General features: G+C 61.3%; 18 protein-coding genes, 1 tRNA gene and 1 pseudogene. 11 read left to right on the top strand and 9 right to left on the bottom strand.

All coding sequences use genetic code 11. The features are described from left to right. Window positions 1-23 precede the first annotated feature (23 nt). Window positions 24-1,223, bottom strand: a complete 1,200-nt coding sequence (dprA, locus tag N6L25_RS00325) for a DNA-processing protein DprA (protein ID WP_271976930.1) — start codon at window positions 1,221-1,223, stop codon at window positions 24-26. A gap of 141 nt (window positions 1,224-1,364) precedes the next feature. Beyond that, a complete protein-coding gene (locus tag N6L25_RS00320; protein WP_271976929.1) occupies window positions 1,365-2,384 on the bottom strand; it encodes a LysM peptidoglycan-binding domain-containing protein in 1,020 nt (339 codons plus the stop codon). A 438-nt stretch (window positions 2,385-2,822) separates the two neighbouring features. Here N6L25_RS00320 and def point away from each other — a divergent pair, with 438 nt between their 5' ends. From def to N6L25_RS00265, 11 genes are all read left to right on the top strand, one after another. Next, window positions 2,823-3,329: a peptide deformylase gene (gene def, locus N6L25_RS00315; protein ID WP_271977406.1), complete on the top strand. Its 507-nt coding sequence runs from the start codon at window positions 2,823-2,825 to the stop codon at window positions 3,327-3,329. 97 nt (window positions 3,330-3,426) lie between these two features. Continuing rightward, on the top strand, window positions 3,427-4,362 hold the full coding sequence (fmt, locus tag N6L25_RS00310; protein ID WP_271976928.1) for a methionyl-tRNA formyltransferase: 936 nt from the start codon (window positions 3,427-3,429) through the stop codon (window positions 4,360-4,362). Next, window positions 4,363-5,664, top strand: coding sequence for a 16S rRNA (cytosine(967)-C(5))-methyltransferase RsmB (rsmB, locus tag N6L25_RS00305; protein ID WP_271976927.1), 1,302 nt, complete (start codon window positions 4,363-4,365; stop codon window positions 5,662-5,664). A 39-nt stretch (window positions 5,665-5,703) separates the two neighbouring features. Next, complete coding sequence (gene trkA / locus N6L25_RS00300) at window positions 5,704-7,077, top strand: Trk system potassium transporter TrkA (protein ID WP_271976926.1); 1,374 nt, start codon at window positions 5,704-5,706, stop codon at window positions 7,075-7,077. A gap of 179 nt (window positions 7,078-7,256) precedes the next feature. Next, entirely contained in the window at window positions 7,257-8,222 is a 966-nt protein-coding gene (glyQ, locus tag N6L25_RS00295; protein WP_271977405.1) for a glycine--tRNA ligase subunit alpha, read from the top strand. A gap of 2 nt (window positions 8,223-8,224) precedes the next feature. Beyond that, window positions 8,225-10,306: a glycine--tRNA ligase subunit beta gene (gene glyS / locus N6L25_RS00290; RefSeq protein ID WP_271976924.1), complete on the top strand. Its 2,082-nt coding sequence runs from the start codon at window positions 8,225-8,227 to the stop codon at window positions 10,304-10,306. A 7-nt stretch (window positions 10,307-10,313) separates the two neighbouring features. Next, the gene (gene gmhB / locus N6L25_RS00285; protein WP_271976921.1) at window positions 10,314-10,862 is read left to right on the top strand and encodes a D-glycero-beta-D-manno-heptose 1,7-bisphosphate 7-phosphatase; all 549 of its coding nucleotides are present in this window, start codon (window positions 10,314-10,316) and stop codon (window positions 10,860-10,862) included. A 62-nt stretch (window positions 10,863-10,924) separates the two neighbouring features. After that, window positions 10,925-11,001: transfer RNA gene (locus N6L25_RS00280), tRNA-Pro, on the top strand. Window positions 11,002-11,161: 160 nt separating this feature from the next. Further along, window positions 11,162-11,425, top strand: coding sequence for a hypothetical protein (locus tag N6L25_RS00275; protein ID WP_271976919.1), 264 nt, complete (start codon window positions 11,162-11,164; stop codon window positions 11,423-11,425). 57 nt (window positions 11,426-11,482) lie between these two features. Then, on the top strand, window positions 11,483-11,704 hold the full coding sequence (locus N6L25_RS00270) for a hypothetical protein (protein ID WP_271976918.1): 222 nt from the start codon (window positions 11,483-11,485) through the stop codon (window positions 11,702-11,704). 159 nt (window positions 11,705-11,863) lie between these two features. Beyond that, complete coding sequence (locus N6L25_RS00265) at window positions 11,864-12,616, top strand: VC0807 family protein (RefSeq protein ID WP_271976917.1); 753 nt, start codon at window positions 11,864-11,866, stop codon at window positions 12,614-12,616. A gap of 136 nt (window positions 12,617-12,752) precedes the next feature. On the opposite strand, the gene gyrB is transcribed toward N6L25_RS00265, so the two are convergent. The 7 genes and pseudogenes from gyrB to dnaA form a co-directional block, all read right to left on the bottom strand. Beyond that, window positions 12,753-15,167 (bottom strand): DNA topoisomerase (ATP-hydrolyzing) subunit B, encoded by a 2,415-nt coding sequence (gene gyrB / locus N6L25_RS00260; RefSeq protein ID WP_271976915.1) that lies wholly within the window; start codon window positions 15,165-15,167, stop codon window positions 12,753-12,755. A gap of 24 nt (window positions 15,168-15,191) precedes the next feature. Continuing rightward, window positions 15,192-16,322, bottom strand: a complete 1,131-nt coding sequence (recF, locus tag N6L25_RS00255; RefSeq protein ID WP_271976913.1) for a DNA replication/repair protein RecF — start codon at window positions 16,320-16,322, stop codon at window positions 15,192-15,194. A 313-nt stretch (window positions 16,323-16,635) separates the two neighbouring features. Then, window positions 16,636-17,070 carry a group II intron maturase-specific domain-containing protein gene (locus N6L25_RS00250; protein ID WP_271977404.1) on the bottom strand — a complete coding sequence of 145 codons (435 nt, stop codon included), beginning with the start codon at window positions 17,068-17,070 and terminating at the stop codon, window positions 16,636-16,638. A 6-nt stretch (window positions 17,071-17,076) separates the two neighbouring features. Continuing rightward, a pseudogene (locus N6L25_RS00245) lies at window positions 17,077-17,904 on the bottom strand (reverse transcriptase domain-containing protein); the annotation flags it as partial. Window positions 17,905-18,709: 805 nt separating this feature from the next. After that, entirely contained in the window at window positions 18,710-19,981 is a 1,272-nt protein-coding gene (locus N6L25_RS00240; protein WP_271976911.1) for an ABC1 kinase family protein, read from the bottom strand. A 105-nt stretch (window positions 19,982-20,086) separates the two neighbouring features. Beyond that, window positions 20,087-21,190 (bottom strand): DNA polymerase III subunit beta, encoded by a 1,104-nt coding sequence (dnaN, locus tag N6L25_RS00235; protein WP_271976909.1) that lies wholly within the window; start codon window positions 21,188-21,190, stop codon window positions 20,087-20,089. Window positions 21,191-21,258: 68 nt separating this feature from the next. Then, window positions 21,259-22,716 carry a chromosomal replication initiator protein DnaA gene (gene dnaA / locus N6L25_RS00230; RefSeq protein WP_271976907.1) on the bottom strand — a complete coding sequence of 486 codons (1,458 nt, stop codon included), beginning with the start codon at window positions 22,714-22,716 and terminating at the stop codon, window positions 21,259-21,261. Between the last annotated feature and the right edge of the window lie 513 nt (window positions 22,717-23,229).

Raw genomic sequence — 23,229 nt, 5'->3', positions numbered from 1 at the left:
TCTTCGCGGTCACATTAGACAAATCAGGCCAGCCGTATATAGCCACCTGGGACCGACGCTACCAGTCCCTGCATTTCCAGCAGCAGCAGCGCCTGCATCAGTTGATCGGCGGCCAGAGCGGTGCCATCGCACAGCTCATCGGTTGATTGCGGATCATACCCTAATGCCTGCCAGACCGCGATTTCGCGCTCGTCCAGTCCTGTCGGCGCGCCGCTGTCCAGCGCTAACTGCGGCGCTTGCCCGGCAGCCGCCGTTTCCGCGCGCGCGCGATCTGTGCCCGGCACCGTCCACCAGGCACCCAGTTCCTGCTCGATGTCGGCCACCGATTCCACCAGGCTGGCGCCCTGGCGAATCAGCTGATGGCAGCCCCTGGCCTGGGGATTGTGCACCGAACCGGGTATGGCGAACACTTCCCGGCCCTGTTCCAGCGCCAGACGTGCGGTAATCAACGAGCCACTGCGCAGCCCCGCCTCCACCACCAGGATGCCCCGGCTGAGTCCACTGATGATGCGGTTGCGTTGCGGGAAATGGGCGGCCTTGGGCGGACTCCCGGGGGGCAGGTCGGAGACGATCACACCGTGTTCGGCAATGCGCTCGGCCAACTTCCGGTGGCTTCGGGGGTAGCTGACATCCACCCCGGTACCGATCACCGCAACGGTGGGAAAGCCGGCATCCAGGGCGCCGGCGTGAGCGGCACCGTCCACCCCCAGCGCCAGGCCACTGGTCACCAGATAGCCCCGTTCGCTGAGCGCAACGGCAAACCGGCGGGCGTGGTCCAGCCCGGCGGGCGAGGCGTTGCGGCTGCCGACCACCCCAATCTGATCCCGCCCGAGCAGGGCGCGGTCACCCTTCAGATAGAGCACCAAGGGGGCATCGTGAATGTGACGCAAGGGCTCCGGGTAATCGTGATCGGCCCAGGTCATCAGCTCAATGCCCTGGCATTGGCAGCGGCTCAGGTAGTGCTGAAGCCGGACCAGCTCCGGGTGCTTCCGGTCCTGGCGCTGCCAGGCCAGGACGGTTCCGATGGCGACACCACCCAGGCCGAGGCTCTTGAGGGTTGCGGAATTGGCGGCCGCCAGCTGCTGGGGTGTCTCGAGCTGTTCCAGCAACGCCAGCCGGCGCTTGCGGCCAAGGCCCGGCAAGTGCGCCAGCAGCAGCCAGCAACCCGCATCAGCGGTGAACAGGTCAGGGACGGTCTGCGGGGCGCAGGCAGTTTCGGTCATTACAGGGCTTCCTTGTCACGAGTTGCCATCCTGGCAGGAGAAGGTGAATCATCGGGGCAGGGCAACCGGCAGCCGCCCGGTCACCCAAAAAAAGAGCCGGGGCTGGCCGGCTCTTTGGGTTATTCCGCAAACGGATTGAGGTCAGGGGTTCTGTACCCGGTCGCCCAGCGCCAGCGGACGCAGTGCCTGCAGCACCAGGCCATAGCTCATTTTTTCATAGGACTGGAACACCATCACCAGACCGGCGCGTTCATCCGGCAGCTTGACGGTTTCGTTGGTCACCGGGTCGCGCACCAGGTTGCCGGTCTTGAACACCGCCAGCACGTTGCCGGGAGCGAGGCCTTCGCGCTGGCCCCGGTTGATGGCCACCACGTCGTACTGACCAATCTGGGTCACCCCGCCTTCCACCGAGATCATCTCACCGAGAATCTCGGTTTCCGGTGAGCTGGGGGTAAAGGTGGTGCTGATGCTGCGGTCTTCGCCCGCCAGCAGGCGATCGGCAATGCGCACTTCCTCGGTGGAACTGTTCAGTTCAACGGTGAGCACATCGCCGTTTTCCGCCGCCACTTCGCCACGGGCGATGGCGCGGGCCTCCAGGCCGAGGAACTCGCCGGTGTCCGGATCGACAAAGCTCTTGCTGCGGCGGAACACGCCGATCTTGTCCGCCGGCTTACTGCCACGGGCATAGACCCGATCACCGGCGCCAGTGATGATGCGGCCATCCTCCCCTTCGAGCACATAGGGTGCGCCGTTCAGCTCTTCGGCACTGACGATACGGGTATCGGACAGGAAGCTGCTGATGGCATCCAGCGGGATGGCCGGAATTGGCGTATCAATCGGCTGGGAACGGATGCTCGGGGACAGCCGCACCACATCGCTGGCGCCCACCTTGGTCACCCGACGCTGACCATCGATGTAGACCAGGGCCAGGACATCGCCCGGATAAATCAAGTGAGGGTTGCGCACCTGGGGATTGACGTGCCAGATCTCCGGCCAGTACCAGGGGTTGTCCAGGAAGCGGGATGAAATGTCCCACAGGGTATCGCCCTTGACGACGGTGTAACGCTCGGGATGATCGGACCGGAACTCAGGCCCCGCGGCCTGGGCCCAGGAAGTTAACAGCAGCAGTGTCGCCGCCAGAGCGTACAGCAGTTTCCTCATTGTGTAAGTCCTTGATCGCGTGCCTTAATCGGTGGTTGTGGGTGCGGGTCGCCAGACCGTTACTATTTGCGTATTCCACTACTATAGAAGAAGTCTCGCAAATTGTGATGTTATCTTTTGTTCTTCCAGTAAATTCTACCTGCCGGCAGTCGCCGTGCTGGTCAGTTTGTACTCAAGCGTGAACTTAAGGGATAATAGCGCTGTCCAAGCCGGCGTTCACGCGAAAGGCGACTCACGGGAGGCGGTGTTAGGGCGTCACAACGCCAGCCAGTCGCGGACGTTTAATTCAGCCTCCTTTGCCCCGATCATAATAGACACGACCCAGGCGATGCGCAGTACACCGTCGCATTTCGGAAAGGAGATCCCTCCAGCCAGGGATTGATGATGGGGCAGAACGCCGGACATCGGCCATAACGCACTCTACGAAAGATTCGACCAATTATGATCCTAGAAATCCTGGAGTATCCGGACCCCCGGTTACGCACCATCGCCAAACCGGTGACCGAAGTCACGGACCAGACCCGGCAGCTGATCGATGACATGTTTGAGACCATGTACGATGCCCCCGGCATCGGCCTGGCCGCTACCCAGGTCAACGTTCACCAGCAGGTGATCGTCATGGATCTGTCGGAGGATCGCAGCGAGCCCCGGGTGTTTATCAACCCGAAGCTGGAGATTCTCGACGGCGATTACGAGAAGATGCAGGAAGGCTGCCTGTCCGTGCCCGGGTTCTACGAAGATGTCGAACGCATCGAGCATGTGCGGATCAAGGCCCTGGATCGCAACGGCGAGGCCTTTGAGCTGGAAGCCAGCGGGCTGCTGGCGGTGTGTATCCAACACGAGATGGACCATCTCAACGGCAAACTGTTTGTCGACTACCTGAGTGCGCTCAAACGCAACCGCATCCGCAAGAAGTTGGAGCGACAGCACAAGATCCGCGCCTGACCGCCCGCTCGCAGGGCCGGAAAATAACCGCGGAGTTCCAGGAGACCGGGTGCCAACCCGGTCTTTTCGTATTCACCGACGCAGAGAAACCCAATTCGTGCAAATCGTATTTGCTGGCACCCCCGATTTTGCCGCCATCGCGCTGAAGGCGCTGATAGAGGCTGACCACGAGATAGTGGGTGTTTACTCACAACCCGACCGACCGGCCGGACGCGGCCGCAAGCTGAGCCCCAGCCCGGTCAAGCAGGTGGCCCTGGAACACCGCCTGCCGGTGTTCCAGCCGGTCCACTTCAAGGACCAGGACAGCCGTCAGGAACTGGCGGCGCTGCAGCCCGATGTCATGGTGGTGGCGGCCTACGGCCTGATTCTGCCGGCCGCGGTACTGACCATCCCGCGCCTGGGCTGCCTCAACATTCACGCCTCCCTGCTGCCACGCTGGCGCGGCGCCGCCCCCATCCAGCGTGCCATCGCCGCCGCCGACCGGGAAACCGGCATCACCATCATGCAGATGGACGAGGGTCTGGATACCGGTGCCATGCTGCTCAAGCGCAGCACCGCGATCGGCGCCGACGAGACCGGCGGCAGTCTCCACGACCGGCTGGCGGAGCTGGGCGGCGAGGCCATCGTCGCTAGCCTCGAACAGCTGGCCACCGGCACCCTCCAGGGTGAGACCCAGGACGACAGCCAGGCCTGTTACGCCCACAAGCTGAGCAAGCAGGAAGGCCACATCGACTGGCGCCGCTCCGCCGCCGACATCGACCGCCAGATCCGCGCCTTCACACCCTGGCCCGGCACTTACACCGACCTCGGCGACCAGCGCGTGCGCCTTCACCAGGCCCAACCCCTGGCCGGTGTCGCCACTGACCGCCCCGGCACCATCCTCCGCCGCGAGCGGGACGGCATCGATGTCCAGTGCGGTGACGGGGTACTGCGAATCCTGCGCTTGCAACTGCCGGGTACCCGCGCCCAATCGGTGAACGACCTGATCAACGGCGGCAAGGCGCTGTTGCTGGTCGGCCAGGAGCTGAACTAGATGACCGCCGCACAGCCATCGGTACGGGCCATCGCCGCCCAGGTCCTGTGGGCGGTGGAGCAGGGCCAGTCGCTGTCCCAATGCCTGCCCCCGGCACTGGCCCGGATCGGCGACGGCGAGCGGGGCGAGTTGCAGGCGCTGTGCTATGGCAGTTGTCGCTGGTTTCACCGGCTCGATGGCGAACTGCGCGGCCGGCTGCAACGGCCCCTGCGCAAGCAGGATCGGCTCATTCATCACCTGATGCTGGTGGCCTTGTTCCAGTTACGCTTCAGCCAGCAAGCCAGTTACGCCGTGCTCAATGAAACGGTTGAGGCCTGCCGCAGCCTTGGCAAGCCCCACCTCACCGGCCTGGTCAATGGCGTTCTGCGGCGGGCCGAACGGGACGGCGAACCGGCGCCGGCCAGCCCGGACATCGAACACAGCCACCCCGACTGGATGCTGGCCAAGCTGCGCCACAACTGGCCCGAGGACTGGCGGGACATCCTTGCCGCCAACAATGTGCAGGCGCCCATGACCTTAAGGGTCAATGCCCGCCAAGGACCTCGGGATGCCTACCTTGATCGGCTCCGCCAGGCCGGTATCGACGCCAGCGCCACCCGCTTCGCGCCCCTGGGCATCCAGCTCGCCCAGCCGGTGCCGGTGGACCGCCTGCCCGGCTTTGAGGATGGCACGGTCAGCGTCCAGGACGAAGCGGCTCAGCTCTGCACCACCTTGCTGGAGCTGGCCCCCGGCCAGCGTGTGCTGGACGCCTGCGCCGCCCCCGGCGGCAAGACCTGTGCGATTCTGGAGGCCTGTGACGACCTTGCCGAGGTGGTCGCGATCGAGCAGTCGGTCGAGCGCTTGCCGCGTATCCATGACAACCTCGACCGACTCGGCCTCGACGCCCGGGTGGTGGCCGCCGATGCCGCCGACACCGCCCACTGGTGGGATGGCCAGTCCTTCGACCGCATCCTGCTGGATGTGCCCTGCAGCGCCAGTGGCGTCATCCGCCGCCACCCGGACATCAAGCTGCTGCGACGGGAAGACGACATCACCCCGCTGGCGGCCATCCAGCTCGGCCTGCTGGAGGCGCTGTGGCCGACCCTGGCCCCGGGCGGGCGGCTGCTGTACGCCACCTGTTCTGTATTCCCCCAGGAGAATCACCGTATAATTCAACGGTTTCTCAAACAACAGCCCGAGGCACAACTGCTGCGGCCGGACGTCACCTGGGGCCGGGATATGGGCCAAGGGCGGCAGCTGCTGCCCGAGCCCGGTGGCCACGACGGCTTCTTCTACGCGGTCTTGATCAAGAACGATGGGTAACCAGCAGTCCGGCTCAAGGCCGGTACAGGTAAGGGACTTATGAAGATCATCATACTCGGTGCCGGCCAGGTCGGTGGCACCCTGGCGGAGAACCTGGCCAACGAAGCCAACGACATCACCGTGATCGATGCCGACAGCACCCGCCTGCGGGAGCTGCAGGACCGCCTCGACATCCGCACCGTGCAGGGCCGGGGCTCCTACCCAACGATTTTGCGGCAAGCCGGGGCCGACGATGCCGACATGCTGATCGCGGTCACCAACAGCGACGAGGTCAACATGGTGGCCTGTCAGGTGGCCGGGGTGCTGTTCAAGACCCCCACCAAGATCAGCCGGGTGCGCGCCAACGCCTACCTGGCCCGCAAGGAGCTGTTCAGCGAACACGGCTTCCCGGTGGACGTGCTGATCAGTCCCGAACACCTGGTCACCCGTCACATCACTCGCCTGATCGAATACCCCGGCGCACTGCAGGTGCTGGAGTTCTCCAAGGGCCTGGTGCGGCTGGTGGCGATCCGCGCCACCAAAGGCGGCCCGCTGGTGGGGCATGAACTGTCCTACCTGCGCACCCACATGCCGCGCATCGATACCCGGGTAGCGGCGATCTTCCGTAAAGACCGGCCAATCATCCCGCAGGGCGACACCGTGATCGAAGACGGCGACGAGGTGTTCTTCATCGCCGGCACCGACCACATCCGTTCGGTGATGAGCGAGCTGCAGCCGCTGGAGAAACCCTACAAGCGCATCTTCATCTGCGGTGGCGGCAACATCGGCCAACGGCTGGCCCACACCCTGGAGGGCCGCTACCAGGTCAAGCTGCTGGAACGGGATCGGGAACGCTGCGTGATGCTGTCGGAAAGCCTGCGCAAGACGGTGGTGCTGGAGGGCAATGCCGCCAACAAGGACATCCTGCTGGAAGAAAATATCGAGAATACCGATGTCTTCTGTGCCGTCACCAACGACGACGAGGCCAACATCATGGCCTCGCTGCTGGCCAAGCGATTGGGTGCCCGCAAAGTGCTGACCCTGATCAACAACCCGGACTATGTGGACCTGATTCAGGGCGGTGACATCGACGTCGCCATCTCGCCCCAGCAGACCACCATCGGCAGCCTGCTCACCCATGTGCGTCGGGGCGATGTGGTCAACGTCTATTCCCTGCGCCGGGGCGCGGCCGAGGCCATCGAAGCCATCGCCCACGGTGATCACCGCTCGTCCAAGGTGGTGGGTAAGCGGCTGGACGAAATTGCCCTGCCGGAAGGTACCACCATCGGCGCCATCGTGCGCCACAACGAGGTGCTCATCGCCCACGACCACCTGCGGGTGCAACCGGACGATCACGTCATCCTGTTCCTGGTGGACAAGTCGCGCATCCGGGATGTGGAGCGGTTGTTCCAGGTGGGCCTGACCTTTTTCTGACGGTGTTCCCAATTTGCGGCCGGCGAACCGCCCGGTTACAACCGCGACTTAGAAAACCAGACCACGGCAGCGTATAATGCTGCTCTTTTCATTCCATGCGTACCCCGGTCCGCGGGCCGGCACGCTACATACAGACCGACTAGCAGGCAATCGTCGTGACTGACAAGGCAACCAACACTATGAGCCCGGACGTCAAAACCTTCCAGGGTCTGATCCTGGCTCTGCAGAAATTCTGGGCGCAGCATGGCTGCGTGATTCTCCAGCCACTGGATATGGAAGTCGGCGCCGGCACCTTCCACCCCGCCACCTTCCTGCGGGCGATCGGGCCGGAAACCTGGAACGCCGCCTACGTGCAGCCCAGCCGTCGGCCCACCGACGGCCGTTACGGCGAGAACCCCAATCGCCTGCAGCATTACTACCAGTTTCAGGTCGTGCTCAAGCCGTCACCGGACAACATCCAGGAACTCTACCTGGACTCCCTGAAGGCACTGGGCCTGGACCCGCTGGTGCACGATATCCGCTTCGTTGAAGACAACTGGGAGTCCCCGACGCTGGGGGCCTGGGGTCTGGGTTGGGAGATCTGGCTGAACGGCATGGAAGTCACCCAGTTCACCTACTTCCAGCAGGTCGGCGGCCTCGAATGCTACCCGGTGACCGGCGAACTCACCTACGGCCTGGAGCGCATCGCCATGTACCTGCAGGGCGTGGACAGCGTCTACGACCTGGTGTGGACCGAGGGCCCGGACGGGGTCGTGACCTACGGCGACGTCTTCCACCAGAACGAAGTGGAGATGTCGACCTACAACTTCGAACAGGCGGATACCGAGTTCCTGTTCCACTGCTTCGACGTCCATGAGCGCGAGAGCAAGCGGCTGATCGACGCCGGCCTGGCACTGCCCGCCTACGAGCAGGTGCTGAAAGCGTCCCACACCTTCAACCTGCTGGACGCTCGTCATGCCATCTCGGTCACCGAGCGCCAACGCTTTATCCTGCGCGTCCGAACCCTGGCCCGCGCCGTCGCCCAGGCCTACTTCGACAGCCGCAAGGAGCTCGGCTTCCCGCTGGCGCCGGACGCGCTACGCCAGGAACTGCTGGCCGAGGCCACCGACGAACAAGCGAAAGACTCTGGTAAGGGGAACGCATAACCATGGCAACACAGGATTTTCTGGTCGAGCTGGGTACCGAAGAGCTGCCACCGAAGGCGCTGAAGACCCTTTCCGATGCGTTTACCCAAGGCATCACCAACGGCCTCGATGACGCCGGCATTGCCCACGGTGCGGTGGAAGCCTTTGCCGCCCCCCGCCGACTGGCGGTGCGGGTGCGTGAACTGGCCGATGCGCAACCGGACAAGCCGGTGGAAAAACGCGGTCCGGCGGTGAAGGCGGCGTTCGACGACGCCGGCAACCCGACCCGGGCGCTCAATGGTTTTGCCACCTCCCTCGGGGTGACCCCGGACCAGCTCGACACCCTGGAAACCGATAAAGGGGCCTGGGTGGTCTATCGCACCGTCGAGCAGGGCAAACCCACCGCGGAGCTGTTGCCACAGCTGATCGAACAATCGTTGGCGGCGCTGCCGATTCCCAAGCGCATGCGCTGGGGCGCCCACCGCACCGAATTCGTCCGGCCGGTGCATTGGCTGGTGCTGCTGTACGGCAACAAGGTGATCGACACGCCGGTGATGGGCCTGACCCCCGGCAACCAGACCCGCGGTCACCGTTTCCACTGCCCCAAGGCACTGATCGTACCGACGCCGAATGACTACGAAGTGGTGCTGCGGGAAGAGGGCCGGGTGATCGCCAGTTTCGCCGATCGCCGCGAGGCCATTCGCCGCGGCGTCACCGCCATCGCCGAGCAGCAGGCCCAAGGCCAGGCGGTCATCAATGACGACCTGCTGGACGAAGTCACCGCCCTCAACGAATGGCCGGTGCCGCTGTTGGGCCGCTTCGAGGAGCGTTTCCTCGAGGTGCCGGCGGAAGCGCTGATTTCCTCCATGGAGGAGCACCAGAAGTACTTCCATGTGGTCGACGCCAACGGCCGTATGTTGCCGCTGTTCGTCACCGTGGCCAACCTGGAGAGCAAGGACCCCGCCCAGGTGGTAGCCGGTAACGAAAAAGTCATCCGGCCCCGACTGGCCGACGCCGCCTTCTTCTACGACACCGATCGTAAAACCCCACTGGAGGACCGTGTCGACCGGCTCAAGCCCATCGTATTCCAGGAAAAACTCGGCAGCATCTACGACAAGTCGGTACGGGTTGCGGCCCTGGCCAACAGGATTGCCGACGCCATCGGCAGCGATCCGGCGTTGGCCGAACGCGCCGCGATGCTGGCCAAGACCGATCTGGTCACCGAAATGGTGCTCGAGTTCACCGACCTCCAGGGCGTCATGGGCCAGTACTACGCCCAGAACGATGGCGAGCCGGACGAGGTCGCCAAGGCGCTGAACGAGCAGTATATGCCCCGCTTCGCCGGCGACGAGCTGCCCTCCACCCTGACCGGCTGCGCGGTGGCCATCGCCGACCGTCTCGATTCCCTGGTGGGGCTGTTCGGCATCAACCAGCCGCCCTCCGGTACCCGCGATCCGTTCGCCCTGCGACGGGCGTCACTGGGCGTGCTGCGCATCATCATCGAACGGCAGTTGCCGCTTGATCTGCAGACCTGCTGCGAGTGGGCCGCCGCCAACTTCAGCAACCTCAGCGAGAGCGCTGTGGCCACCACCGTGGTGGACTACATGCTGGAACGGTTCCGGGCTCACTACGAGGAGCAGGGCATTGGCGCCGAGGTCTACCTCGCGGTCCACGCCCGCCGGCCGACCCGGCCACTGGACTTCGACCGCCGGGTCAAGGCGGTGGAAGCCTTCCGTCAACTGGCGGAAGCCCAGGCTCTGGCCGCCGCCAACAAGCGGGTTTCCAACATTCTCACCAAGCAGGGTGGTGATGCCATCGGCGAAACCGTCGACAGCAGCCTGCTGCAGGACGCCGCCGAGCAAACCCTGGCCGAACAGGTCGCCGAACAGGCCGATAAGGTGGTCCCGCTGTTTGAGCAGGGCGACTACGCCGCGGCGCTGAGTTCACTGGCCAGTCTGCGGGCTCCGGTGGACCGCTTCTTCGACGAAGTCATGGTGATGGCCGACGACGCGGCCGTCCGCAACAACCGGCTTGCCCTGCTCAACCGTCTGCGTAACCTGTTCCTGCGGGTCGCCGACATTTCCCTGCTGCCCACAGCCAGCTGACGCAGCAATGCTGGTCATCCTGGACCGGGATGGGGTCATCAACCTCTACGACGGCAGTTACATCTGTTCGCCGGAGGCTTGGTTGCCCCTTCCCGGCAGCCTGGAGGCCATTGGCCGGCTGTCGGTGGCCGGCTGCCGCATTGCCATCGCCACCAATCAGTCCGGCATCGGCCGTGGCTATTACGACACCACCACCCTGGAGGCGATGCACGACAAGCTGCGCTCGCTGCTGGAGCCGTTTGGCGGTCGCATCGATTTCATCGCTCACTGCCCCCATCATCCGGACGAGCACTGCCACTGTCGCAAGCCCAGAACCGGGCTGCTGAGCCAGATTCGGCAACATTTCGAGCTCGCCTCGCTGGCTGACAGCGTCATGGTCGGCGACAGCCGCAAGGATCTGGAAGCCGCCCTGGCCGCCGGTTGTCGGCCCTGCCTGGTGCGTACCGGCAATGGCCGGGAAACCGAGGAACACCTGAAGGAACGGCCGTTGCCCGCGGTTCGGGTGTTCGACGACCTGGCGGCGTTTACCGACGATTTCCTGGGCACCAGGCGCTGACCAATTTCCTGCCTTGAGGACTGGCAAATCGACACCAGTTACGTATAATACCGGCCGTGATTCGGCGTGTGGCGCAGCTTGGTAGCGCACTTCGTTCGGGACGAAGGGGTCGGAGGTTCGAATCCTCTCACGCCGACCATTTCCCTCTCTCTGCAGTCGTTCAGTCTCCCAGTTCAAACTCCGTCACGTTTATTGTCATCCGGCATCCCATTGCGACGGGTCCGCGTTACACTTGAGGGTCAGTCCTGCACGCTGTCCTGTGCGCCGTCCGCAACCAATCGTCGGGGACGCTACCACCGATGCCAATCACCAATCGCTCCATTGCCTTGGCCCTGGTCGCTTTAGGGCTGACCGGCTGCGCCAGCAACACCTCACAGCTGCAAGCTGGCACTGAGGATCCCTGCGCGACTCTGCACGCCGTCATCGCCGATTATCCCAACTGTTTTAGCAGCCTGCGAGGTAAGGCCGACCACTTTGCCAGCGCCACGGTGTATCGGGCGACCGCCGAGCTCATCGCCGGCCATTGCCAGATCTGGAGTTGGGGCCAGGGCGACAGCGCCTAACTGTGCTCCGTCACCAACCCGAACCTGGATATCGCCAAGCGCCGCCATGGGCAGGCATTGCAGACGCTGCAGGCTTGCCTGGGCGCTGACTGGCGGGAGCAGGGCGATTGGCGCCAGCGTGCCGGCCAAACCGACGGCTACGCCTCGCGGTTCTCTGCCACTGGTTCCACCACCGTGGTCTCGCTGGAGACTACCGTTCAGACCGGGGGACCGGGGCAGTACTTCACCAATTTCCTCTATGTCGGCAATCCCCCCGTCAACGCACGCCCCGGGCCATGACCCCACCATCGCCAAGGCCCTTACATAACCGACACAAAAAGGTCCTTCGGTCCACAGTGGCACCATCGTATACTGAAGGTTCCCGTTACCGACGGTTCCCTTAGAACCCGCCCCACACATCCTTAGCACGTTTAGCACTGACTCGGCACAGGCCCAACTATGACTAACCCCCATTCCCCCACACCATCCCATAAGCCCCGGCCCTGGATTGACCTGCTGGTCAGTATCGTCATTCCCTCGGTCATCCTGATGAAGCTCAGTGGCGACGACTACCTTGGCAGCACCTGGGCGCTGGTGGTTGGCCTGGCGTTTCCGCTCGGCTGGGGGCTGTTCGAGTTGGTGAAGTACCGCAAGTACAATTTCATCGCGGTCCTGGGGGTGATCAGTGTCGGCCTCACCGGCGGCATCGGGCTGATGGAACTGGACCCCCAGTGGTTGGCCATCAAGGAGGCGGCGGTGCCACTGGTTATTGGCCTGGCGGTGCTGGTGTCCACCCGAACCCAATACCCGCTGGTCCGCACCCTGTTGTACAACCCCTCGGTACTGGATGTGGACAAGATCCGCGCGTCTCTGGTCCAGCACAACAATGAGACGGAGTTCGAGTCGCGCCTGCTCAAGGCTAGCTACCTGTTCAGTGGTACCTTTTTCTTCTCCTCGGCGATGAACTACATTCTGGCCAAATGGATCGTTACCAGCCCCGCCGGTACCCAGGCCTTCAATGAAGAGCTGGGCAGAATGACGTTGGTCAGTTACCCGATGATTGCGATTCCATCGATGATCATGATGATCGCCATCTTTTACTACCTCTGGCGAACCATCCGCCGACTCACCGGCTACACCCTGGAAGAGGTGATGTCACCACACCTGCACCAACACCCCGAGCGGGCAGGGGATCACTCCTCCTCCAAGTAACACCACAAGGCGACCTTCGGTCGCCTTTTTTATTGGCCAAAGTAGACATTCAGCGGCGCTTAGCCCATAAAAAAAACGGAATGCCCTTTCGGGTCATTCCGCTTTTTGGCTACCACCGTCAATGGATGGCGCTCAATCACACATCCAGGTTGGTAACCTCCAGCGCGTTGGTCTGGATGAAATCCCGGCGCGGTTCCACATCGTCCCCCATCAGGGTGGTGAAGATCTGGTCGGCGGCAATGGCATCCTCGATGGTCACCTTCATCATGCGACGGGTTTCCGGGTCCATGGTGGTTTCCCACAGCTGATCCGGATTCATCTCGCCCAGCCCCTTGTAGCGCTGGATGTTCAGTCCCCGCTGGGCCTCCTTCATCAGCCAGGCCAGCGCGCCCTCGAAGGACAGCACCGCTTGCTTGCGCTCGCCTCGCTGCACGAAGGCACCGTCCTCAATCAGCCCGTTGAGGGTCTCACCCATGCCGGCAATGGCACCATAGGAGGCAGACTCGAAGAATTCATGGCTGAACACGTGGTTGTGGGGAATGCCGTGAATGTAGATCACCACCTTGGGCAGGTAGAGTTGACGCTCCTCATCCTTCTGAACCGAGAACACGTACTTGGTGCCGGTTTTCGTATCCAGGTCCAGATTGTCGCCCAGGCTGCCAACCCAGCGGGTCACCGCCGCTTCGTCCTTCAGGGCATCCGCGGTAAGGGTCGGTGCCAACAGCATCTGTTCCAGCACCTTGGCAGGGTATGCCCGGGACAGCCGGTCAATCATCGCCATTACCGCCTGGTACTCTTTTACCATGGATTCCAGGGCCGAGTCCTTGATCGCCGGTGCCTCCGGATTGACGTACAGCTGAGCCCCTTCCAGCGCGGTTTGGGTGAGGTAGGACTCCTTGGCCTTCTCATCCTTCAGGTACTGTTCCTGCTTGCCTCGTTTGACCTTGTACAACGGCGGCATGGCGATGAAGACATGGCCGCGTTCAATGATTTCCCGCATCTGACGGAACAGGAAGGTCAGCAGCAGGGTACGGATGTGGGAGCCGTCCACATCGGCATCGGTCATGATGATGACAGAGTGATAGCGGAGCTTGTCGGGATTGAATTCCTCACGGCCGATACCACAACCCAGCGCGGTGATCAGCGTACCCACTTCGGCGGACGACAGCATCTTGTCGAAACGGGCTTTTTCCACATTGAGAATCTTACCCTTGAGCGGCAGGATGGCCTGGGTGCGGCGTTCCCGGCCCTGTTTGGCGCTACCGCCGGCCGAGTCACCCTCCACAATGAACAGTTCGGACAACGCCGGGTCTTTTTCCTGGCAGTCGGCCAGCTTGCCGGGCAAACCGGCAATATCGAGAGCGCCCTTGCGCCGGGTCATGTCGCGGGCCTTGCGGGCGGCTTCCCGGGCTCGCGCCGCCTCGATCATCTTGTTGACGATCTGCTTGGCTTCGTTGGGGCGTTCCTGCAGGAAATCGCTGAAGGTCTGGTACATCTCCTGTTCCACCGCCGATTTAACCTCGGAGGAAACCAGCTTGTCCTTGGTCTGGGAGGAGAATTTCGGGTCCGGCACCTTGACGCTGATGATGGCGGTCAAGCCTTCCCGGGCGTCATCACCGGAGGTGGACACCTTGGCCTTCTTGCCTAGGCCTTCCTGCTCGATGTAGGTGTTCAGGGAGCGGGTGAGGGCGGCTCGGAAACCGGCCAAGTGGGTGCCACCGTCCCGTTGCGGAATGTTGTTGGTGAAGCAGAAGATGTTCTCCTGGAAGGCGTCGTTCCACTGCATCGACACCTCGACGACGATACCGTCTTCCCGCTCCCGGATAAAGTGGAACACCTGATTGATCGGGGTCTTGTTGGTATTCAGGTGCTCGACAAAGGCCCGCAAGCCCCCTTCGTACTCGAACACGTCTTCTTTACCACTGCGCTCGTCCTGCAGCCGGATGCGGACTCCGCTGTTGAGAAACGCCAGCTCGCGCAGCCGCTTGGCCAGAATGTCGTAATGAAACTTGATGTTGGTAAAGGTTTCGGCGGACGGAATGAAATGTACTTCGGTACCGCTGCGATCGGTATCGCCCACCACGCCCAGCGGCGCATTGGGCACACCGTGGGTATAGGTCTGTTCATGGACCTTGTTGGCACGGCGAACCGTCAGTTTCAGGGTCGAGGACAGCGCGTTCACCACCGATACCCCAACCCCGTGGAGACCACCGGACACTTTGTAGGTGTTGTCGTCAAACTTACCACCGGCATGCAGAACGGTCATGATAACCTCTGCCGCCGACACACCTTCCTCTTCGTGCATATCCACCGGTATGCCCCGGCCGTTGTCCCGCACGGTGATCGATTCGTCGGGATGGATCACCACCCCAATTTCCGAACAGTAGCCTGCCAGCGCCTCGTCAATGGAGTTATCCACCAACTCGAAGACCATATGGTGCAAACCGGTGCCGTCATCGGTATCACCAATGTACATCCCTGGCCGCTTACGGACCGCATCGAGGCCTTTCAAGACTTTGATACTGGAAGAGTTGTAACTCGATTCGCTCATTCGGACGCTCCTAAGGCGCTGATCTTATTCTTCCGTCACCCTGCCATGTTCCACGTGGAACACTCGGAATTCCGGCATGGACTCCCGCCATAGTTGGTGCGGACGGGGCTGCTCGATGGATGTCATGAACACCTGACATCGCAGTTCATGAAGTTTTTCGGCCAACATGGCCCGGTGCTCACCATCCAGCTCGGCATTGATGTCGTCGAGCAGGAAGGTGACCTGTTTGCCAAGCTGGGACAGCACCATACCCTGGGCGATCTTCATTAAAATCACCAGGGTCTTCTGCTGGCCACGGGAAAACGTTTCGGCGACAGGCCGCCCCTGAAACCGCAACTTTAAATCGGCGCGGTTTGGGCCATACAAGCTATGGCCCATTCGCAGTTCCTGCTCTCGTTGCGCCACCAGCACTTCTGCCAGCGATCGCTTGTTGTCCCAACCGGGGTAAAAATCCAGCTTCAGGCCTTCCACCCAGGGCGTCTCCACTTCCGCCAACAGCGACTCGAAAGCCGTCTGAAACAACGTCATCGTTGCCTGACGGGCCTGGGTCACCTGAGCTGCCAACGCCACATACTGGTTGTCCCACACACGGAGCAGGGATTGGTCCATTCTACCATTTCTAAGGGCCTGGTTCCGCTGTGACGTCACTCTTTGGCATTGTTGCCAAAGGTAGGCAAAAGAAGGTTCCACGTGGAACACCAACCAATCGACAAACTGTCTGCGCTTGCCCGGACTACCGGCCACGATGTCGAACACCCCAGGATCGATCACCGACACCGGAAGCAGTCTCGCCAGGGCGGACAGACTGCGCACCGATTCACCATCCACCCGCAGCTGGGTGTCCTTGTCGATCACATCGCGGGCAAAGCCCACCCGATGCTGCAGATGCTCGTTACGGTCGCCGGAATCGCCGCCAGCAGCAGGGCAATCTGCCAACCCACCAAACACCGTGAAACGGCTGGTGCCATGTCGGCTGACGGCTTGATGACGACTGACCCGGAACGAGCGCCCCAGACCCAGATAGCCGATGGCCTCCAACAGACAGCTCTTACCGCTGCCGTTCTCGCCGTAGATCAGATTGAACGCTGGAGAAAAATCGATGGGATCTCCCGCCAAATTGCGGAAGTGCTCGGTGTGCAGCTTAACCAGCGCCATAGGGGTCCGGTGAGGTACGGGAAATGGAGAGAACAGCGTGGACCAAGGCTCCGCCTGGGCCGCAGGTTAAGTGTACAAAAGCGCCCCGCTGAAGGCGACGCCTAATTCCATTTCCCGTCAGCGCCTTGAAAGGGCAGAGGGAGACGGTGGCCCATGGTAATCGGATCAACCCACTTCTTTTACCGGAGCACGCAATGGGACATGGCGAATACTTTATGGAGCGGATCAAGTAGGGTGAGGCGTCACCGCCTCATCCCTCTCACAGAACCGTACGTACGGGCCTCGTATACGGCTCATGTCAGCAGTTATCCCTTCAGATCACAGGGAAACAGAGTCCCACTCGCTGACTGCTCAGGTCGAACAGACCCAGTTCATCGTGCAGCCAGCGGTTGGGCATGGCGTAGCTTGCCAGTGGACTTTGGGCGTTGCGCCAGCTCTGCATGCCGATCGCGCTGAACACGCCCCGATAATCCAGCTGCCGCAGCCGCCGGTGCAGCCGGGATGGCCGCTTCCACTGCTTCAGCTGGATGGCGCGGAGTCGGCGTCGCAGCCAGCTCATCAGCCCCTTCATGGGCCTTGCGCAGTTCGCTATCCGGAAGTAGGTCAGGAACCCTCTGAGCACCGGATTCAGTTGCCGGATGACTTCCGCCAAGTTGGCGCCGGTGTTTCTGCGGGTCTGGACCTTGAGCCTGGCTTTCAATCGTTGCAGCTTCTTCGCCTGGATCCGCGTGTAGCGCGGTCCAATCACCACGCCCAGGAAGGCAATGCCGTCCCGGCTGTGTGTCAGGTGCGTTTTGCTGCGGTTGACGATCAGTTTGAGCTCGCCTTCCAGATAACCGGTGGCCACTGCCAGTGCATTTTCCGCCGCCGGCTTAGACCCGCACAGGATCAGAGTATCGTCCGCGTAGCGGACGATTCGGTGCCCTCGGCTTTTCATGTACTGGTCGAACGCGTCCAGCTAAATGTTGGCGATCAGTGGACTGATCACCCCGCCTTGGGGGCTGCCGCGTTCGGTGGCCTGATGCTGGTGGCCTATCATGACCCCGCTTTGCAGGAACTGCCTGAGCAGGGCCAGGAGGCTGCCGTCGGTGATCTTGCGGCGGAACTGGCGCAGGATGAGATCGTGATCCAGGGTGTCGAAACACTTGGACAGATCCATATCCACGGCCCAGTGATGCCGGTATCGCCGGACGAACAGCTGTGCCTTGGCGATGGCCTGATGGGCGCTGCGGCCCCAGCCGGTAGCCTTAGCTGGACGTATCGAAGTCTCCGTTGAAGATCGGTACCAGCTGGTTGCGAAACGCTTGCTGTACGATGCGGTCGCGAACGGTTGGAATGCCCAGCAGACGTTCGCCCCGTTCGGTTTGGGGAGGGTAACGCGCCTGACCGGCTGTGCGCGGTAGCGCTTTTCCTTCAGTTCGCTTAACAGACAAGACAGCTCCTGCTCCAGATTGGCATCGAACGCACTCAGGCTCTGCTCATCGAATCCAGCCGCACCCTGGTTGCGTTTGACGTGTCTGTGAGCGTCGTACAGTACCCGCTGGCTCAGCAGGCGTCCGTACAGGCTGTAGTATTTCCTCATGCCTGCGTCTCGGTGTCGGTTCCTCTTCTGTCTTCCGGCGCACAGTGCTGGTTGCTTCTGACGGTTCGCATAGGGTACTAGCACTTTGGCAATCTGCCACACGAGTCCGCCTTACTCCCGATGCAGGTTCGCTGGACGCACTGCCGTTCCCGGCAGGCGCCGTCCCGTAACCCCCACTCCGTCAAGTGGCTTGTGCATCACGCTGTACGCTGCATTCAGGGTCGGTTCCGTTGGTTACTGACTTCCGCCCTTCGCCGCCCGGTTTGGCTTGCGCCGCGCCGGGCGCCCGAACACCTCCAGTCCGGGTCGTGCCAGTGTTCTCCTCCACGCTGTTACCAGGCTTCTCTGGCTGGCACTTCTTCACTACTACGGCGTCATCTGCCACCTCGCCCCAACTTCTGTCTTGGCTCTCACCTTGAGCAGAAGCTCCCTGAACTCAGGGGCTGGGGTCAGGCTTCCCCGGTTACTGCACTGGCTCCCCGCAAACAGCTCCATCCTCAAACACGTCGTATTGCTGACCGAGAATTGGGCTTCGCGCTATTTTGCACGCTTACCGCCTATACGCCGCCGAATCAGGTTCGCTTTCGCTATGTCCTGTTTGCTTCCTATGGCTTCCTTCAGACCCCACCGTTGGCCAGTGACGCCCTTGCCATTCGGATTGTCTTCCCATCGGTCGGGGTGACGTCGCCTTCTTTCAGACGACCGGGTTTGCCGGCTTCGCCGGTCAAACAAAAAAAACCCGATGCATACGCATCGGGTTTTCGATCGGCAGCGGCGATTCCACCGCCAGATAACAAGTTTGCGATCAGTGCAACATGTTTAGCCGCTCATCCATGAACACATCCATCTCGGGCGCCAGGATATGCACGTAGCGATCGAAGTAGAGGAACTGCTTCAGCAACAACGCAAATTCCCTGGGGAAATGCAGTCCGTGGCCTTCGCCAATCTTCACCATGTCCATCAGAATGTTGTTGACGTCGTCCTCGGCCTGGTCGGCCTGGTAGGGCACCTGATCCGGCACCATCCGATCCATCTGCTGGTATAACCGTCGCAAATCCTCGGCCAAATCGGCGACCACCACGGTTTCACGGGTTATGCCGATGCGGATCATGGCATCCGCAACGCCTTCGAAATTACCGACCATGACTGCCGAAATGAAATCGGACACCGCCTGCCAGGTATCGGGCTTGATGCGGCCAACGATGCCAAAATCGATGAAGCCGATGCGGCCGTCCTTCAGCACCATCAGATTACCGGCATGGACATCGGCGTGGAAAAACTCGCACTGGGTCAGACTGGCGAACCAGGTGTTCATCGCAGTGATCAACGTCCGTTCCGGATCCCGAGCATAGCCACGGATGCTCTCGAGATCGGTGAGCGGCACACCGTAGAACCGTTCCATGGTGAGGATGTGGCGGGTACTGCAGTGCTCATAGACCCGCGGCACGGTGGCGTCTTCGTTATGGGTGTTGTGGAGGAATTCGCGGAACACCCGGAGGTTGTTGGCCTCCTTGATGAAATCACACTCTTCCATCATGGTGCGTTGAATCTCCTCGACGATGCCCGACAGCGAAGTCCAGGACAGCTTCGGCGCCAGAGTCTCGAGGATACGGGCCGACAGGTAGAGGAAATTGAGGTCGGTCAGCAGGGTGTTTTCCACCCCGGGCTTTTGCACCTTGATCACCACGTCTTCGCCGGTGACCAGCTTGGCGGCGTGAACCTGGGCGATGGAGGCCGAGGCCAGGGCGACCGGGTCGATATGGGCGAACACCTGATCGATGGGCCGGTCCAATTCCTCGGCGATGATCTTACGAATCACAGCGAAGGGCAGGTTGGGGGTCTTGTCGAGGCAGTACTGAAACTCCTCGACATAGGCCTTGGGAAAAAACGTCGGTGAGCTGGCAATAAACTGGCCCAGCTTGATGTAGGTGGCACCCAACGACTCAAACGTCTGGCGCAAGAGTCTTGGAGTCGGCGGACGCTCGCCCCGTACCCAATTGAGTCCGGTCTTGCCCAGAACCGTCAGGGTCTGACCAATGCGAAACGCCCCCTTGATGCTGTTTGTCACTGCTGCCATGACTGCCTTCCTTTTTAACATATGTCCTCTGCGAGTCTCGACCAGGCGCCAAACCGGCACACTAAGCCAGGCCGGTTCGTCGCGGCTGCCGTGACCGGGTCCCCATTACAGCCGCATGGGCATGACCACGTACAGGCAGCGGTTATCGTTCTGTGCCTCCAGCAACGCACTGCTGTTGGGATTGGCCAGGGTGATCTTGACCTGCTCATCGTCCAACGCGTTCAGCACATCCACCAGATAGCCTACATTAAAGCCAATCTGCAGTGATTCGCCCTGATACTCCACCGCCAGCGCGTCTTCAGCCTGTTCCTGATCCGGGTTGTTGGCGAAGACCTGCAGCTGGTTGGGGGCGAGGTTGAGCCGGACCCCACGGATGTTCTCGTGAGACAGGATACCCGCCCGCTGCAGCGTGTTCTTCAGCGTGGCCCGGTCGGCCAACACAACCTTGTCGCCGCCACGGGGAATGACCCGATTGTAGTCGGGGAACTTGCCCTCGATCAGCTTCGAGGTAAAGGTATAGGCGCCAACCGTTGCCCGCAGATGGTTATCGCCGATAACCAGGGTGACCGGCGTCTCGACATCGTCCAACAACCGCGCCAGTTCCAATACCCCTTTACGAGGCACGATCACCTGACGCTGGTCCGGACAGGCGGTGGCCAGCTCCAGGTGTGCCATCGCCAGGCGGTGGCCGTCGGTGGCCACCGTGCGCACATGCGCACTGTCCACCTCCAGCAGCAGGCCATTGAGGTAATACCGCACGTCCTGCTGCGCCATGGCAAAGGCGGTGGCGTCGAGCATCCGCCCCAACTCTTTCTGCGGCACCTCTAGCCGGAAGCTTTCGGCCTCATCTTCGACATTGGGGAAATGCTCGGCCGGCAGGGTCGACAGGGTGAAATGACTGGCGCCGCAACGCAGATGCAGGCGATCGCCTTCCAGCGCCAGCTCGATCGGAGCCTCGTCGCCGAGAGCACGGCAGATGTCGGCGAGCTTGCGGGCAGGCACGGTGATTTTCCCCGGCTGGTCAACATGAACCGGGGTGACGCGACCGACCAGTTCCACTTCCATATTGGTACCGGTCAGGGTTAGGGTACTGCCCTCGGCCTCCAACAGGACGTTGGAGAGTACCGGCATGGTCTGTTTCCTCTCAACGACACCGGCGATGGATTGCAGTGGCGTTAGTAGGGACTCGCGGCTAATGGTCAGTCTCATGGCTCGCACTCGGCTTGTTATCGGTTTATGACAAACGGTTGTTAAAGGGTGATTCGGGGCATCCCAACCTAGGTGGTCAGGAGCCGCATGAAATTCTGGTAATCTTCACGAATGTTGGGATCCGATTCCTGCAGTTCGACAATCTTCTTGCAGGCATGCAGCACGGTGGTGTGATCTCGCCCGCCAAAGGCCTCACCGATTTCCGGCAAACTGTGGTTGGTGAGTTCCTTCGCCAGCGACATGGCCACCTGCCGCGGCCGGGTCACCGTGCGGGTACGTCGTTTCGACAGCAGATCCGCCACCTTGATCTTGTAGTACTCCGCCACGGTGCGCTGGATATTGTCAATACTGACCTGCTTCTCATGCAGCGCCAGCAGATCCTTCAAACTCTCGCGGATAAACGGCGGGGTGATCTCCGACCCGGTGAAGTGAGCATTCGCTATCACCAGGCGAAGCGCGCCTTCCAGCTCTCGAACATTGGAACGGATCTTCTGCGCGATAAAAAACGCCGCCTCGCTGCTCAGCCGGACATTGGCCTGCTCGGCCTTTTTCATCAGAATCGCCACCCGGGTTTCCAGCTCCGGCGGTTCCACCATCACCGTCAAGCCCCACCCGAAACGAGACTTGAGGCGCTCCTCCATGTCGACAATTTCCTTCGGGAAACGGTCGCAGGTCACAATCACCTGCTGGCCGCCCTCGAGCAGCGCATTGAAGGTGTGAAAGAACTCTTCCTGGGAGCGTTCCTTGCGGGCAAAGAACTGGATGTCATCGATCAGCAAGGCATCTACCGAGCGATAATAGCGCTTGAATTCGTTGATGGCGTTGAGCTGCAACGCCTTGACCATATCGGCAACGAAGCGCTCCGAGCGAAGGTAGGCCACCTTGGCGCCGGCATTACGCCGAACGATCTCATTGCCAATGGCGTGCATCAGGTGAGTCTTGCCCAAGCCAACGCCGCCATAAAGGAACAGCGGGTTGTACGCGCCGCCGGGGTTTTCCGCCACCTGCATCGACGCCGCCCGGGCCAGCTGGTTGGACTTGCCCTCGACAAAGGTCTCAAAGGTGAAGCCTTCGTTGAGGAAGCTCTGGTGCTTGATATCACCTTCAACCTGCACCGAACGACGCTCAGGCTCGCTCCTCGGTCGAACCTGGGGTTCCACCAGGGTAGCGGCGACGCCCTTTTCCTCTTCGGTCACGGTGCCGACGTCGTCCGCCAGGGCTTTACCCCTGGTTCTGGCCACCGGCGCCTGGGCTCGGGCCACCGGCGGCTCGTCGGACTTGGGCGCCGACCCGACTTTCATCTGGATGCGTGGGGCCTGGCCACCTTGCAGGTCCTTCAGTACCTCCTCTATACGACGCAGGTACTTCTCGTTCACCCAATCCATCACAAACCGGTTGGGCGCAAACAGCATTAACAGGCCTTCCCTATGGTCAGACTGCAGCGGCCTCAGCCAGGTATTGAACTGCTGTGCGGGAAACTCATCCCGGAGTACTTCTAGACATTGATGCCAAATTGTCTGCGGCACGACGCCCGCCTCCGATGCCAGCTTGCTTCCTTGATCATCCGATGCGCCGGATGTGAGGAACCGATGAAAAGTAATCCCGGATTCTACTCGCCAGCACCTTCCAATAAAAGCCCAAAACAACATCCATTAACAGGCTGTGGAAATTTATAAACTTATTTTTCATGTTCTTAGGAACTTACCTACAGGGTTGTGTACAGAAAAAATCAAAAAAATAGTTATCCACATGATTGTGTGTAAACCCTGACCAAAACCCTGTGGTCAGGTGGTGCAACAGTCAGTGGATAACCCACAGATCAACCGAGGTCGCCAGTTATCCCCAATTCCTGAGGTCGATACCCACAGGGCTCAACGGTACTGGTCAACCGCCTTATCAAGTTGATAGCTTCATGTATTTCTAAGAAAAAAAAGGCTTACCCACAGAATAGGCCTAGGCTAATAACAGTAATAAATATCTTTAAAAAGAATTTCAAAGAAACCTAATGAATTAGTTACTGACCAGGATGCTGGCGTTGC

The organism is Marinobacter sp. SS21 (assembly GCF_028369065.1).
Lineage (GTDB): Bacteria > Pseudomonadota > Gammaproteobacteria > Pseudomonadales > Oleiphilaceae > Marinobacter.
Note: the sequence above shows the minus strand (reverse complement) of the source record. Positions and strands in the feature narration are given on the sequence as shown.